This is a genomic window from Marinobacter daqiaonensis (genome assembly GCF_900115285.1).
GTDB classification, from domain to species: Bacteria; Pseudomonadota; Gammaproteobacteria; order Pseudomonadales; family Oleiphilaceae; genus Marinobacter; species Marinobacter daqiaonensis.
Genome location: NZ_FOYW01000001.1, coordinates 1,811,611 through 1,826,828, shown reverse-complemented (window position 1 = coordinate 1,826,828; position 15,218 = coordinate 1,811,611). Strand labels below are relative to the sequence as shown.

Sequence of the window (15,218 nt, the reverse complement as noted above, 5' to 3'; positions counted from 1 at the left end):
CAGGAATGAGCGACTCACGCATCGAGAAAGACAGCCTGGGCGAGGTCAAGGTGCCTGCCAACGCACTATGGGGCGCCCAGACCCAGCGCGCCGTGGACAACTTTCCGGTCAGCGGGCAGCCAATGCCACCGGGATTCATCAAAGCGGTGGTGCTGATCAAGAAAGCCGCGGCGGAAACCAATAACCGCCTGAACCTCCTGGACAGCGAACGCTACACAGCCATTGCCGATGCCTGTGACCGCATCCTCGAGGATGGGATGGACGACCAGTTTCCGGTGGACCGCTACCAGACCGGTTCCGGCACCAGCACCAACATGAACGTGAACGAGGTCATTGCCCATCTGGCCAGTACCGATGAGCTTGAGGTCGACCCCAATGACCACGTCAATATGAGCCAGAGCTCCAACGATGTGATCCCGACGGCGATTCATGTCAGCGCTGTCATCGCGCTTCAGAAGGACCTGCTACCGGCACTGACCCAGCTGGAAGGTGCGATCTACGAGCGGGAGAATCATCTCACCAACCAGGTAAAGACCGGCCGCACCCATCTTATGGATGCCATGCCCGTCACTCTTGGTCAGGAGTTACGAACCTGGCGGGAGCAACTTGAGGGCGCCGGACGGAGGCTGGAACAGGCCGGCGAGGAGCTGCTGGCGGTTCCCCAGGGCGGCACCGCGGTTGGCACGGGGGTCAATGCGGACAGCAAGTTTGGCGGCGAGGTGAGCAAGACCCTGCACGAGCTGACGGGCTTCCGCTTCCGGGAAATGGAACACAAATTTGTCGGCCAGAGCGCCGTTGATGCCGCCGTAAACTACTCCGCCCAGTTGCGGGGCCTGGCGATTGTCCTGATGAAGATTGCCAACGACCTGCGGTGGATGAACAGTGGTCCCATCCATGGTCTTGCGGAAATCAGTCTGCCAGCGCTCCAGCCGGGCAGCTCCATCATGCCCGGTAAGGTTAACCCGGTTATTCCGGAGTCGGTCGCCATGGTGTCCGCCCAGGTTATGGGTCTGGATAGCGCCGTGGCCATTGCCGGCCAGTCCGGCAATTTCCAGCTGAATGTCATGTTGCCTCTGGTGGGAGCCAACCTGCTGGACATGACCGGATTGCTCGCCAGGTCAGCCGATATGCTGGGCCAGAAGGCGATCGCCGGCTTCACTGTCAACGAAGACACCCTGAATGAGGCTGTCGGTAAAAATCCGGTACTGGTGACCGCCCTGAACCCGGAAATCGGTTACGCCAAGGCTGCTGAAATTGCCAAGGAGGCCTATGCCAGCGGCCGTTCCATCATGGAAGTGGCAGAAGAAAAGAGTGGTCTTAGCCGCAAGCAGCTGGAAAAGCTGCTCGATCCCCTGGATCTGACCAAGGGGGGCCTGAAGTCCTGATGGAGTCGTGATGGAATGACCACAGTCTGGCTGTTCGTGCTGCTGACGCTGGCCAACGGCGCCCCGGTGATTGCCGCCCGCCTGCTCCGGCAGCGCTGGTCCGCGCCGATAGACAACGGCCGGCTGTGGCGCGATGGTCGTCCCCTGCTGGGTAAGAGCAAGACCTGGCGGGGCCTGGTGGCGGGAATCCTGGCCTGCGCCCTGGTGGCGCCGATCGCTGGGCTGTCGGTGGGTTTCGGGGTTGCCTTCGGGGCGCTGGCGCTGCTGGGGGATCTTCTCAGCAGTTTCGCCAAAAGGCGTATGGGACTGGCTGCAAGCGCCAGGGCCGCCGGGCTTGACCAACTGCCGGAGTCGACATTGCCCGTAGTGTTTGCCTGGGCCTGGCTGCCGATTCAGGTGTGGCAGGCCGTGGCCGTGGTGGTTCTTTTTGTCGCTACCAATGTGCTTCTTTCACCCCTTCTCTTCCGCCTGGGTATCCGCAAGCAGCCTCATTGAAGTGGCGACATCTGCTCATGTCGGATGCCCCTCCATCGCCCAGGAATAGAGCATTATCAGTTCCCACCAGTCCGAAAAGTCTTAATCCCAAAGTACTGTCTTTCGCGCCTCCTAAATAAGCATACAACCTGCTCGCTGGACGGATTCCCCCGTCCATGGATTTCACCCACAATGGGACTGAGAACCTGCTACCACCGTCCAGACGGGCAGGAAGCCACAGCAACTCCAACCGATGAAATGCGCAGATGAAAATAGGGCAAGGGCCGCTTTTGCGGTCCGGGACTGCGGATGCCGCCTTTAGTGTTGCTGCCGGAATGGCACTAAAGTGCTGCTTTACCGATGCCGCTACTGTAGCGCTATCATGGGATCATTTTCTCAGGTTATAAGAAACAATGACTTACGAACGATTTGGCGCGCCGATTAAAAGCACTCAAGTCGCATTGGCCCAGAGCGCAGACCCCGTAGAATTGGAGTCAGAATCCGTCTTGCCGGAACTGGTGCCTATGAGTCCTGAGATAACCTATCCAGCCGTGCGCGTGGCAAGCTCCAACGCTCGTGATCCCATGCTGGCAGCCACAAACCTGGCCAGCCAGCTGACCCATGATCATCTCGGGGCCGTGCTGTTTTTCTGCTCCGCCGAATACGACCTCGATCGGCTGGGCATTGCGCTGGACTATGTATTTTCCGGTACCGAGGTTTTCGGTTGTACCTCCGCCGGCGAGATCACCCCGCATGGTTATGGCCGTGGATGTATCACCGCCATCGGCTTTGACCGGCGTTATTTTTCCATCGGCTGTGGTCTGATCAGCGAGCTGGAGAGCTTTTCTCTTCAGGGCGCCCAGGACCTGATTGATGATCTCCTGAGTATCTGCCGTAACCCGCGGCTGGCCCCGGTTAAGGGAAACACCTTCGCCATCACCTTGCTCGACGGTCTTTCAAGCAGGGAAGAGCTGTTGCTGGCGACGCTGAACTCGGCCCTGGGCACCATCCCTCATTTTGGTGGTTCCGCCGGCGACGACGAGCAGCTCGCAAATACCCATGTATTTCACAAAGGTCAGTTTCACAGCCGGGCGGCCACGGTATTGCTGGTCAACACGTCTCTGGATTTTCGGGTCTTCTCAACGCACCACATGATAGAACCGGGGGAGAAACTCGTAGTGACAGCCGCTGACAGCGATACCCGAACCGTTTATGAGCTCAATGCCGAGCCGGCTGCAGAGGCCTATGCCAGGGCTGTGGGGGTATCGCTGGAAAGACTCGATCGGGAGGTGTTTGCCTTGCGGCCCATGGCGGTCCGAATCGGCGATCATTACTTCCTTCGATCGGTGCAGCAGGTAAATCCCGATAAGAGCCTGACTTTCTATTGTGCCGTGGAGACGGGCATTGTCATGACTGCCATGCACCCCGGGTCCCTGTTGGCGAACCTTCGGGAGCAGCTGGAAGAAGCTGAGGCCGCCGTGGGACAGCCATTGGTTACCATCGGCTGTGACTGTTTCCTGCGGCGACTCGAGGCCGAGTTGACCGGCGTGGCAGAAGAAACGTCCGAATTCCTCAAAGCCCATAAGGTGATCGGTTTCAATACTTATGGCGAGCAGTTTGAGGGCGTCCATATCAACCAGACCTTCACGGGGGTGGTCATTGGCCAGCCTGATGCCGCCGACCCAGGGCGCTGACGCGGTGATGCAAGAGCTTGACGGACGCGATCAGCGAATCGCTGAGCTCGAAGCGGAAAACAATCGCCTCAAACGGATCAGGGATGCTCTGATTACCAGGGTGGAATCCAGCGCGCCCCACAAACCGGAGCCGTATGCTGCTTTCGAGCATTCGGTGATCCTGGCGGAGCAGGTCCGGGAGCGCACCGAAGCACTTAATGCTGCCATGGATGAACTCAAAGCCAGCAATAAGGCTCTCAATCGCGCCCGGGATGAAGCGGAAACCGCACGTCAACGTCTCGGTGATGCCATCGAGAGCATCGCAGACGGTTTCGTGCTCTTTGATCATCGCCATTGCCTGATTCAGGCCAACAGCCGTTTCCGGAGTTATTGGCGCAGTGCCGGCCTCGACATTGTGGAAGGTACTGCCATCGCTGACATAAAGGCCGCTGCATTCAGTTCCGGCCTGATTGTAGAGGAACACACCGACCCCGCCGCCGAGGGATCGGTCTACCTGTTGTCCAACGATCGCTGGGTTCAGATGACGGAAAGGCCGACCCTTGAAGGTGGTCTGGTGGTGCTCTATTCCGATATTACTGATGTCAAGAATACGGAGACGGCGCGCCGCGAAGAGGCGTTGGCGCAGAAAACCCGATTGCTCCAGTCTACCGTTGATAACCTGTCCCAGGGTGTTGTACTGGTGAACCGGGAGGGCGTCCCAGAGATCTGGAATGAGCGTTTTCTGAGCCTGATTGGCCTGGACGCCGGGAGTATCAGTGCCGACCAGACGTTCACTCAGTGGATGGCTTCATCCGACGTGCCTTTGCTGAGCCCCTCAACCCCCGCCGCTACCCAGAGGGGGGCGATTGAGGAAGTCCATCGCCGCCCCGATGGCACGGTGATTGAAATCAAGACCCATCCCATGCCGGATGGGGGCTTTGTTAATACCTACACGGATATTACTGAGCGCTACCGTTACGCCGAAACGCTCAAGGAAAGCGAACGCTGGATCCGTGTGGTGACCGACCACGTGCCGGCTCTCATTGCCTATGTAGGAGCGGACCAGACCATTCAGTTCTGTAATAAGGTCTACGAGGCCTGGTACAGTCCCGGAGGTGAGCCCCTGCTGGGTCGGTCCCTGAGCCAGATCCATTCGCCTGAACTCTACCAGCGATTGCTCCCGCGCATGCGTGAGGCGCTGGCGGGCCAGAGCGTGACGTTCGAATTCGAAGAGTCCAACAGTCGGGGCGAGCAGTGCTACATGCTGCGCTCCTATGTGCCCAATCTGGATTCCCACGGCGAGGTGGTGGGTTTTTTCGTGATGATCAGGGATATCACCGATCGCCGCCGTACGGCCGTGGCCCTTCAGCAGGCCTACGACAATCTTGAACAACGGGTCAAGGAGCGCACCTCGGCCCTGAGCGGTCTCAACAGCCAGCTGCGTCAGGAGATCAACGAACGTGCAGCCGTGGAGTCGCGACTGCGGGACGCCAAACTCGAGGCCGAACGGGCCAACCTCTCAAAGACCAAATTTCTGGCGGCGGTCAGTCACGACCTGTTGCAGCCCCTCAATGCGGCACGTCTCTTTACCAGCGCCCTGCTGGAGCACTCATTCGGCCCCCGGGCGGAAGGCCTGGTGCGTTCGGTGAGCACTTCCCTGGATGATGTCGAGAACCTGTTGGGCACCCTGGTAGACATCTCCAAGCTCGATGCGGGGGTGATCAAGCCCGATGTGACCGCTTTCGATCTGCGGGATCTGCTCAACAACATCGCCCGCGAATTCCGGCAGATGGCGCTGGCCGACGGTCTCAGGTTTTCTTTCGTGCCTTCTTCAGCGGTCGTCAGGTCAGATTCCCAGCTGCTGGCGCGGATCCTTCGCAATTTTCTCACCAATGCAATCCGCTACACCGGCAACGGGCGCATCCTGCTCGGTTGCCGACATCGTGGTGACCACCTGTTACTGGAGGTCTGGGATACCGGCCCGGGCATACCCCAGGACAAGCTCACAGAGATTTTCCAGGAGTTCAAACGCATCCGTCCGGCGGGCTCTCCCGCAGACAAGGGGCTGGGCCTTGGTCTTGCCATTGTGGACAAGATCGCCCGCATGCTGGGACATCGTGTGACCGTGGATTCCGTTGAGGGCCGTGGTTCAGTATTCCGGGTAGAAGTGCCCCTGGGTAAGCTGGAGCCCGACAATGTGCCGAAGGAGATGGACAACCCTGGCTTTGACAATAGCCTGAACGGGGCTCGGGTATGGGTAGTGGATAATGACCGGGCTATCTGCAGCGGGATGGAAACCCTGCTGGAGGGCTGGGGTTGTCGTGCCGTCACAGCGGTTTCCCTGGAAGATCTGGAGGCCAAGGTGGACGTTGCCGGGGGGCGCTGCGATGTCATCCTGGCCGACTATCATCTGGACAACGGGGATAACGGCGTAGATGTTGTGTCCGAGGTCAACCGACGACGAGCCGTGGCAGCACCGGTACTGATGATCACCGCCAATTACAGCAATGACCTCAAACAGCACATCCGCAACCACGGTTACCTGCTGATGAACAAGCCGGTAAAACCCCTGAAGCTCCGCAGCGCCCTGAATCACCTGCTGCAGCGACGTTAGAGTACCGTACAGAAAAAAGTCCGGATGGCCCGGACTTTTTTGCCAAAAGCTGGTCTGTCAGCGTTTCAGGTACTGACTGAAGTCGACATCACTGGCGGAGAGTATGGCCTGCACCCGGTTATGTACTCCCAGCTTTCTCAGGATAGCGGAAACGTGGGCTTTCACAGTGGTTTCCGCAATATTGAGGTTGTAGGCAATCTGCTTGTTGGACTCGCCCTTGGACATGCGTTCCAGCACCAACAGCTGACGGCGGGTCAGGGCATTGAGAAGTTCCGGTGAAATCGGGTTGTCTTCGTGGCGACTGCGGCGATGGCTCTCCTTGCCGGTGCGAATGATGTCCGAGGGCAGATAAACATTACCGTTGAGAATCTGCTGAATCGCGTCGGTCATCTGGCTCCGGGGCGAGGACTTGGTAATGAAGCCGACTGCACCGTAGGTGATGGCCTGCAGCACGATCTGCTTGTCCTCCTCCGCAGAAACGATGACAACCGGAATGGTCGGGGCTTCATTGCGAAGGGTGATCAGACCGTTCAGGCCATTCATGCCGGGCATGTTCAGGTCCAGCAGGATCAGGTCGAGATCATCATGCTCGCGGGTCAGGGCCATCGCGCTCTCAAGGTCGGCGGTCTCCAGCACCTCACTGCCGGTGAAGCCGGACTCGATGACACTGGTAATGGCCTCGCGGAATAACGGATGGTCGTCCGCAATCAGAATCTTGTATACCGGTTCCATGAATGGGTTTACCTGTTTGTGGCTGGTCTTGTCCTTTGGCGGTTATGGGCCAGCTTGGTCACTTTTTTGTTTTTCTGCGATGGCTGACAAGTCAATGTGGTCAGCCGTCGACAGGTGCCGGTCAGGAATCGAATACGGAAAGTAACCGTTCCGCCGCGCTGATCGGCAGCGCCGCGTTCTCCCAGGTGCCGATACCATCTTTATACCAGAACAGCCGGCTATAGCCATCAGCACTTGCGGGCGCGGGACTATGGTCAAGGTTGTCATGTAGCCATTACACGTGATGGGCTGTGGCAGTTGAATGCGACCATCGCACAAAAAAAGAAGCACTAAAGTACTATTCTTACGCCTCCCTGTGGTTCGTATGGTGAAGCCATGATGCTGCCAACGATCCTGACTTCGCCTCGACTTTATTACACGCTGCTATGCCTGGGCATGCTGGTCGCTGCTCTGGGGACACCGGCCCCTTCGGCTACGGCAGCCCCAGAGTTGCCACGCCTGTCGGTGAGCGTGCTGCAATACGGGACCGCCCATTGGGAACTGTATCACCTCAAGCGAGCCGGCCTGGACACGGCCGAGGGATTTGAGCTGGATGTGCGGCTGGTGGCCAATCTGCCGGCCTCCAGGCTGGCGGTTTCAAGCGGCGAGGTGGACGGCGCTGTGGCTGACCTCCTCTGGGTCCAGTCACGCTACGAAAACGGTGACCCCTTCCTTTATCTGCCTTTCTCGTCCCAGATCGGTGATGTCCTGGTGTCACCCGATTCCGACATTGACGAAATCAGCGACCTGGTGGGCCAGCGTATTGGTGTTGCGGGCAGCCCCCTCAGCAAGGGGTGGATCCTCTTGCAGGAAGTAGCCCAGCGTGAGGGTATCAATATCGAACGACAGGCCAGGGTTCAGTATGCAGCACCGCCCCTGCTTAGCCAGGCACTGATCCGGGGCCAGGTGGATGTGCTGATCACGTACTGGCATTTCGCGGCCCGTCTCCGGGCCGATGGCAGGGCGCGAACCGCATTCCGGATGGAAGAGCTGCTGGTGACACTGGGATTTGACCGGGACCTCCCGGTTTTGGGTTATGTCTTCAGGAATGAGTGGGCTGAGGCGAACCCCGCTCTCCTGGCCCGGTTCAGCCGGGCCCTAACCTCTGCCAAGTCGGAACTCGCCACCAATGCGGAACACTGGCAGGCCATTCGACCCCTGATGCGGGCAGAGGACGACGCCGTCTTCGACGAACTTCGGTCCGGTTTTATCAAGGGCACCCCAGATCCCCTGACCGAAAATCGTATCGACGATCTCCATCGCCTGCTGATTCTCACCGGTACAGACCAGAGACAGGTAATGCCGGCGTCGCTATTCCACCGGTCCGGGCAATGAGCCCTCCACGCTGGACCTACTGGATTGCGTTACCGGTTGGCGTGCTGCTGTGGGCGGTGCTTGCGGTAATCCTGGATAACTCTCTGCTGCCCTCGCCGCTGAATGTGATGGGCACCCTGATCCAGGCCGCGGAGACCGGTGAGCTCTGGCATCATCTGGGTGTCACTCTGCGCCGGGTACTGATTGCCTTCATTCTTGCCATGGCCCTGGGAACGGCTCTGGGTGTGTTTATGGGCCGTTCCCGCACCGCCAATGCCCTGCTGGACCCGCTGTTGGTGCTGTTTCTCAATCTTCCGGCCCTGGTCACCATTATCCTGCTTTATGTCTGGTTCGGTCTGGTGGAGGCTGCCGCGATATTCGCCGTAGTGATCAACAAGGTTCCCAACGTGGCAGTGACGGTGCGGGAAGGCGCCCGTAGCATTGATCCGAAGCTTGAACAGATGGCTCAGGTGTACCGGTTTACGCCTGTGCAGCGAATCGCTCACATCTGGACACCGCAACTGTTTCCCTACCTGATGGCAGCTACCCGGGGTGGCCTGGCGCTGATCTGGAAAATCGTCCTGGTGGTGGAACTTCTGGGCCGCTCCGATGGTATCGGCTTCCAGCTTCACATGGCTTTCCAGGTCTTCGATGTGGCCGGCATCCTGGCTTACAGCCTGGCGTTCATTCTGGTGGTGCAGCTGATCGAGCTGGTATTGCTGCAGCCTCTCGAGAGTCGCGCCTCGCGCTGGCGCAAGATTGGTTTCGGCCATGCTTGATCTCAGAATCGAGGGAGAGAGTCAGGGCCATCCGGTGCTGGGGGACATTTTCGTTTCCGTGGCCCCGGGTGATCACATCTGTCTCCTCGGGCCGTCGGGTATTGGTAAAACCAGCCTGCTCAACGCGATCGCAGGCCTGGACCCGGCAATCTCGGCCCAGGCCATTCTCGGTCGCGAGGATGTTCGAGTGGGCTATCTGTTTCAGGAACACCGGCTGCTGCCGTGGCGTACTGTGCGCCAGAACCTTGCCCTGGTGGGTGCGAGTCCCGGAGAAGTTGACACTCTGCTGACAGAGGTGGGTCTGGAAGGCAATGGCGACCACTTCCCGGATCAGCTTTCTCTTGGCATGGCGCGGCGGGCGGCGCTGGCCCGCTGCCTCGCGGTAAGGCCCGACCTGCTGTTACTGGATGAACCCTTCGCTTCGTTGGACCACCATCGGGCTGTGGAATTACGGGCGTTGATTGCAAGCCTGCTCAATCGACACACCGGAATGGTGATGATCTGTGTCACCCACGATGCAGAAGATGTTGGTGAGCTGGCGAACCGGATCTGGTACCTGGATGGATGCCCGGCGAAACTGCAGCTGGATGACCGGATATCCGATGCCACCACTGCGGCGAGAATCGTTGGTCGACTGCGCCAGTCGGCCTGAGCGGAAGCCATCCGTGGCAGCGATAAGTGAGCGCTGCGGGCCACCTCCCTGACCGATCGGCATTTTTCAGATAATCACTAACCGGCTTTGCCGCCAGAGGACAGAATGCGGGTACGCTGGGGCCGGAAACCCGCTGTGGCCAGCACTGCCAGCACAACAGCGACCAGGACGGTGATTCCGAAGGCCTGTGGGTTCCACTGGAGATAGAGCGCGAACCGTATGGCCTCAACCGCATGGGTAAAAGGGTTGAACTGGCAGATCCAGTAAAGCCAGGGACTGGCCTCCTTCATCCGCCAGAGAGGATAGAGTGCCGAAGAAAGGAAGAACATGGGGAAAATCACGAAGTTCATCACGCCGGCGAAGTTCTCAAGCTGCTTGATCCAGGTCGCGATCAGCAGACCCAGCGCACCCAGCATCAGCGATGTCAGCAGAAGTGCCGGTAACACCGCCAGGTAACCCCAGTCTGGCGGTTCCACATCGAGTAGCCTGGCGATCAGCAGAAAGAGGTAGACCTGGGCCATGGAAACCATGCCCATGGCCAGCAGCTTGGTAACCAGCAGAAAGGGGCGGGGCAGCGGGCTCATAAGCAGTACCCTCATACTGCCCAACTCACGGTCGTACACCATGGACAGCGCGCCCTGCATACTGTTGAACAGAATAATCATCCCGCAAAGGCCGGGGGCAATGTAGGTCTCATAGGTAATGTAGGTGTCGTAGGGGGGGATGATCGAAACCCCCAGCACCGCCCGGAAACCGGCGGCGAACACCACCAGCCACAACAGCGGTCGCACGAGGGCGCTGAAGAACCGCGTGCGTTGCTGCCAGAAACGCAGCCATTCCCGCACCTGTATGCCCACGAAACAATGCCAGTATTGCGCCAGGGTCATGAGTGTCCCGCTCCGGTCAGGGCATGGAAGGTGTCGGCCAGGTTGGTCTGGCCCTGATCAGCACAGATGGCTCGGCCCTCGCCGTCCGCAAGCAGGCGGCCCTGGTGGAGAATCAGCACCCGGTCATCCGGCTGTACTTCCTCGATCAGATGGGTGGCCCAGAGCACCGTCAGGTCGTCCTCTTCGCAGAGTCGCCGCACGTGCTCGTTGAGACCGGCACGACTGCCCACATCCAGGCCCGCCGTGGGCTCATCCAGCAGCAGCAGGCCGGGCTGGTGCAGCAATGCCCGGGCAATCTCCACCCGGCGCCTGTGACCGCCGTTGAGCTGGCGCACCGGATCGTTGGCCCGCTCGACCAGGGCGAACCGCTCCAGCTCCAGGTCGCCGCGCTTGCGGGCCTCTTTGCGGGAGAGGCCGTGTAGGGCGGCGTGATAGTACAGGTTCTGACGCACTGTCAGGTCCAGATCCAGGGCATTCTGCTGGAAGACTACGCCGATCTGACGCATGGCCTCAGCGGGCTGCTTGCGCAGGGACTGGCCGTTGAGCAGCAGCTCACCGGTTTGCAGTGCCAGCAGGCGGGTCATCAGCCCGAACAGGGTGGATTTGCCAGCACCATTAGGGCCCAGCAGGGCGTGGAAACGACCAGAGGCCAGCGTGAAACTGACCTCTTTGAGTACCGGCTTGCTGCCGTACTGGAAGCTGATCTGGCGGGCTTCAAAGCTCATCGGTTACCTCGAATCAGGGCGCGATCACCACGCCCCAGGGATAGCGACCCACCTTGATGGATTTGGTGACCTTCAGGTCCGCCACGTCGATCACGGAAACGTCCCCGCTGACGCCGTTGGTGGTGAGCAGAAGGGATTCGTCCTGGCTCAGGTCCAGCTGCCAGACGCGGCTGCCCACCAACAGGTAATCCAGAACTTCATAGGTTTTTGCATCCACCACCGCAACATGGTTGGAGGGGCCCAGAGCCACGAAAGCATAGCGACCGTCGGAGGTCAGCTCAATACCCACCGGCTGGACCCGGTCCTGGTTGACCCCCTTGACCCTGAACTCCAGCTTCCTGATCTCTTCAAGGCTGTCCACATCAATTACGTGCACGGTACCGCCGATTTCCGCGGAGGCCCAGGCGATCTTGCTGTCCCTGCTGAACTCCACGTGGCGGGGGCGCTGGCCCACCACGATGTTCTTCTCGATCTCGAAGGTCTCGGTGTTGATCCAGTGAAGCATACTGGTGGTTTCGGAGGTGTTCACCGCCCACTTGCCGTCCGGGCTCACAGCCATGCCTTCCGGTTCGATACCCACGTCGATCTGGGCGAGCACGTCCTTGGTATTCACGTCCACCACGGTCACGATGGCGTCGTCTTCATTGGCGATGTAGAGGTGCCTGTTGTTCGGGTGCAGGGCGAACTGCTCGGGATCTTCGCCGGAGGGCAGAGTATCCACGATCTTACGGGTGGCCAGGTCCAGCACCTGGACGGTGTCATCATCGCTGGCGCAGATGTACAGCCTGGTGTAATCCTTGGACAGCAGAATACCCCGGGGGCGCTGGCCGACATCGATGGTTTCAACCACCTCCAGGGTCTCCATATCGATCACCGAGAGGGTGTCGTCTTTCTCGTTGGACACGTAGGCCAGACTGGCCAGTGCCGGAGTGGACAGGCCGACCATGGCGGCAAGGGATATCTGCTTGAGCAGGGATTTCATGGTGTGAATCCTTCTTGTTTTGAAAGTGAATAGACTGTCGGCCTCAGCCGTTGATCCGGCATTCGCTTTCTGGTCTGTCGAAGCCGAGGGTATCCAAATCGGTATTCGGGTGCAGGAACCCCTCGAAGGGGGCCCGCGCCACAATTCCCCTGGGGTGCACCAGAGGAATGGGCTGTCTCAGCTGGCCATTCCAGTCGCGGAAGGTGAGTTTGCGGCCCTTGAAACCGGCTAACTGGAAACTGTCGCTGAACAGGAAGCTTCGGATTTCTTCCGGGTCGTCGGTGCCGAGTGCGGTGACCGCGGTGCCAATGGAACGAACGGCGGCCCAGGCGGCGTAGTCCTCGCTGTTCATATGCCGGTCAGCCAGCTCCCGAAAGCGGTTCTGCAGTTGCGCCGCCCCCCAGCTTTCCACCACCCAATGCCAGGTCACCGGCGTCATGCCCTGGGTGCCGACCACCGGGCGCGGCAACCAGGTGTTAAAGGGAACGTATTCGCCGAAATCCCCCCGCACATCGGCCACCACCACGGCGTCATAGTCCCTGGCCTGGGTGAACAGCGGCAGCTCCCTGGCGGCGGTCCGGCGCAGGTCGGCGTCGAAAGTCCAGGGCTTGTCCTCGACGATCTTCAGGCCGAAGCGCTTGGCGGAACGACGGAAGGCGTCGGCCCAGCCCCTGTCGGCCTCAGTGGGGCCGGTAATCAGGAACACTTCGTTCCAGCGTCGCTGATTCAGCCACTGGCCCAAAGCATCAGTGAGCATGGCGTGGCTGGGCAAGGTGTGCAGCAGGTTGACGTGGCATTGCCCCGTGCGCAGGGCGTTATCCCTGGCGCCGGCATTGAAAATCAGGGTGTTCTCACCGGCTGCGCCGGCGATAGTCCTGAGAGTCTGGGCTGGAGCATTCACCACGAACAGTTCAATCCCGCTCTGGCGCATGGCGTCGAAGGCGGCCAGCGCCGCATCTGGGGAATCGGCCACTTCTCGCTGCATCGAATAGGTCTGGTCCAGGAACCGGCCGGTGGTGTTGTTATCGTTGATGGCCAGTTCGGCGCCCCGCAGACCGGCGTCTTCCGGCTCGGGAATGACGTTAGAAAGAACCGGTCCCTGATCCGGAACCCACTGCAGGTAGCCGATGCGCACGCCAAGGGACTCCGCCTGTAGCGGGCTGATCGCCATCAGGAAGATCAAAGAAGCGGCCGCTGTCCGGGATAGCAAAGGCATGGGGTTCTCCGGCTTGTTGTTGTGGCTTCAGCTTAAGCAAGGGGGCCAGTCCCGGAAATATTCATAAAGTCGCAATCAGGCAGTACGAAAGGATGAGATTTTTCAGGCCGGGCGGCGCAAGTACTACCAAGGAACTAAGCCAAAAACCCCAAAGTGGCATACGGAATGGGTCGCGACATTCCTAGACTGGAGGTCAGCAAGTTGGCGCCTGACAAATCCAATAGCCAACCATGGGGAATTCAAAAAAACAGAGGTAGCACCAATGGCAACGTCCTTCTCACTAAAAGCGTCTTTCGCTGCCACCCTGCTGGGCCTGGCTGGCCTGGCGTTCGCCCACGGAAATGTCACGCCGCAGGAAGTGGACACGGGCAACTTGCCTGAACTCGGCGATGAGGTGCGCATGGAGAATCCGTTTCGTGAGGGCAATGAGCTGGACCAGTACAACGCTCAGGCAGTTCAAGTGGGCGAAAGCGCCTACTCCGGCAACTGTGCTGCCTGCCACGGCATCCGCGCCATGTCCGGCGGTCTGACACCGGATCTTCGCGAGCTGTCGGAATGGGATGATGAGTATTTCATCAACAGGGTCATGAACGGTACTGATCGCGGCATGCCCGCTTTCAAGAACAGCATGGACCAGAATGCCATGTGGGCCATCCGGACCTACGTCGAATCCCTGCCCAAGCCGGAATGACGGGGCTTCCCTTTCGCTGTGATGCCTGAACCCGGGCTGGCCTTTTGCCGGTCCGGAGGTGTTGGGAGAAAACAATGAAAATAGTGTCTCGAATCCTTGCCCTGTTTCTGCTTGTTCAGCTGGCCGCCGCCCAGGACGTGAATGATGGCATTCAGTTGCTCAATCGTCCTGCAGACCGGACCTACGACATCATCCTGGATTCCGGCTATCTGAAAGTGGGGGTGTACCGGGATTTTCCGCCCTATTCCTATGAGGTGGATGGTGAGCCCCGGGGGATCGATGTGGCGCTGGGGCAGCGGATTGCCGAGGAAATGGGCGTGCGATTCATGGTGCACTGGATCACCCCCGATGAAGAGCTGGGCGATGATCTGAGAAACAACGTCTGGAAAGGCCATTACCTGGACAAACAGCGCCTGGCGGATGTGATGCTTCGTGTGCCCTACGACAAGCAGTACGCCTATATGCAGGATTCCACCGGTGAGTACATCAACGAACAGGTGGTGCTGTTTGGTCCCTACCAGCAGGAGACCTGGCAGATCGCCTACGATCCCGGCCAGCTGGAGAGCGTCGAGACAGTGGCCGTATTCCAGTACAACCCGGTCGGAGTGGAGATCGACACCCTGCCGGATTTTTATCTGACGTCGTCACTGAACGGACGGATGCGTGAACAGGTTCGTCAGTTCCCGTCGGTGGGCGATGCGTTTGATGCCATGCGTCGGGGCGAGGTGAGCGCGGTCATGGGAATGCGGGCGCAGATTGATCACGAACTGGCCAAGCCGGAAAACGGCAGCTTCCGGGGAGCCAGTAACGGCTTCCCCGGTCTGCTGAAGCAGGTGTGGGATGTGGGAATGGCGATCAAGCACACCCACCGGCAACTGGGCTACGCCCTGGAGGCCATCGTTGACCGCATGGTCACGTCCGGTGAACTCAATGAGCTATTCGCCGGGCATGAGCTGCGCTACAGCGTGCCCGGATACTACCGTGCCTTCCTCGACGACGAGGCGATCGCCCGGGCCGAGGGCGGTGAGTAATGGCTAAACCCGTTGTCCGGCGGG

14 protein-coding genes are annotated in these 15,218 nt (G+C 59.6%); 9 read left to right on the top strand and 5 right to left on the bottom strand.

Annotated elements, in window-relative coordinates:
- Positions 1 to 5: 5 nt before the first annotated feature.
- From BM346_RS08335 to BM346_RS08320, 4 genes are all read left to right on the top strand, one after another.
- On the top strand, positions 6 to 1,385 hold the full coding sequence (locus tag BM346_RS08335; RefSeq protein ID WP_092010761.1) for a class II fumarate hydratase: 1,380 nt from the start codon (positions 6 to 8) through the stop codon (positions 1,383 to 1,385).
- Positions 1,386 to 1,400: 15 nt separating this feature from the next.
- A complete protein-coding gene (locus BM346_RS08330) occupies positions 1,401 to 1,880 on the top strand; it encodes a CDP-archaeol synthase (RefSeq protein ID WP_092010758.1) in 480 nt (159 codons plus the stop codon).
- A 503-nt stretch (positions 1,881 to 2,383) separates the two neighbouring features.
- A complete protein-coding gene (nosP, locus tag BM346_RS08325; RefSeq protein WP_227662852.1) occupies positions 2,384 to 3,553 on the top strand; it encodes a nitric oxide-sensing protein NosP in 1,170 nt (389 codons plus the stop codon).
- Complete coding sequence (locus BM346_RS08320) at positions 3,531 to 6,146, top strand: PAS domain-containing hybrid sensor histidine kinase/response regulator (RefSeq protein WP_227662853.1); 2,616 nt, start codon at positions 3,531 to 3,533, stop codon at positions 6,144 to 6,146. Before nosP ends, BM346_RS08320 begins: the two co-directional genes overlap by 23 nt.
- A 57-nt stretch (positions 6,147 to 6,203) precedes the next feature.
- Here BM346_RS08320 and BM346_RS08315 read toward each other — a convergent pair whose 3' ends face one another.
- Positions 6,204 to 6,878 carry a response regulator gene (locus tag BM346_RS08315; RefSeq protein ID WP_092010752.1) on the bottom strand — a complete coding sequence of 225 codons (675 nt, stop codon included), beginning with the start codon at positions 6,876 to 6,878 and terminating at the stop codon, positions 6,204 to 6,206.
- A gap of 375 nt (positions 6,879 to 7,253) precedes the next feature.
- On the opposite strand from BM346_RS08315, the gene BM346_RS08310 reads away from it, so the two are divergent.
- Genes BM346_RS08310 through BM346_RS08300 form a run of 3 tightly spaced genes read left to right on the top strand, consistent with a single transcriptional unit; the run spans position 7,254 to position 9,662 of the window.
- Positions 7,254 to 8,252 carry an ABC transporter substrate-binding protein gene (locus BM346_RS08310; protein ID WP_092010747.1) on the top strand — a complete coding sequence of 333 codons (999 nt, stop codon included), beginning with the start codon at positions 7,254 to 7,256 and terminating at the stop codon, positions 8,250 to 8,252.
- Entirely contained in the window at positions 8,249 to 9,010 is a 762-nt protein-coding gene (locus BM346_RS08305; RefSeq protein ID WP_092010742.1) for an ABC transporter permease, read from the top strand. Before BM346_RS08310 ends, BM346_RS08305 begins: the two co-directional genes overlap by 4 nt.
- Positions 9,003 to 9,662: an ABC transporter ATP-binding protein gene (locus BM346_RS08300; RefSeq protein ID WP_092010739.1), complete on the top strand. Its 660-nt coding sequence runs from the start codon at positions 9,003 to 9,005 to the stop codon at positions 9,660 to 9,662. Before BM346_RS08305 ends, BM346_RS08300 begins: the two co-directional genes overlap by 8 nt.
- Positions 9,663 to 9,739: 77 nt before the next feature.
- Here BM346_RS08300 and BM346_RS08295 read toward each other — a convergent pair whose 3' ends face one another.
- Genes BM346_RS08295 through BM346_RS08280 form a run of 4 tightly spaced genes read right to left on the bottom strand, consistent with a single transcriptional unit; the run spans position 9,740 to position 13,472 of the window.
- Positions 9,740 to 10,549: an ABC transporter permease gene (locus BM346_RS08295; RefSeq protein ID WP_092010736.1), complete on the bottom strand. Its 810-nt coding sequence runs from the start codon at positions 10,547 to 10,549 to the stop codon at positions 9,740 to 9,742.
- A complete protein-coding gene (locus BM346_RS08290) occupies positions 10,546 to 11,274 on the bottom strand; it encodes an ABC transporter ATP-binding protein (RefSeq protein ID WP_092010734.1) in 729 nt (242 codons plus the stop codon). Before BM346_RS08290 ends, BM346_RS08295 begins: the two co-directional genes overlap by 4 nt.
- Before the next feature lie 13 nt (positions 11,275 to 11,287).
- Entirely contained in the window at positions 11,288 to 12,256 is a 969-nt protein-coding gene (locus BM346_RS08285) for a YVTN family beta-propeller repeat protein (RefSeq protein ID WP_092010731.1), read from the bottom strand.
- A 43-nt stretch (positions 12,257 to 12,299) separates the two neighbouring features.
- Positions 12,300 to 13,472: an ABC transporter substrate-binding protein gene (locus tag BM346_RS08280; RefSeq protein ID WP_092010728.1), complete on the bottom strand. Its 1,173-nt coding sequence runs from the start codon at positions 13,470 to 13,472 to the stop codon at positions 12,300 to 12,302.
- A 262-nt stretch (positions 13,473 to 13,734) separates the two neighbouring features.
- On the opposite strand from BM346_RS08280, the gene pedF reads away from it, so the two are divergent.
- Entirely contained in the window at positions 13,735 to 14,163 is a 429-nt protein-coding gene (gene pedF, locus BM346_RS08275) for a cytochrome c-550 PedF (RefSeq protein WP_092010725.1), read from the top strand.
- 74 nt (positions 14,164 to 14,237) lie between these two features.
- A complete protein-coding gene (locus tag BM346_RS08270) occupies positions 14,238 to 15,194 on the top strand; it encodes a substrate-binding periplasmic protein (RefSeq protein ID WP_092010723.1) in 957 nt (318 codons plus the stop codon).
- Positions 15,195 to 15,218: the final 24 nt, after the last annotated feature.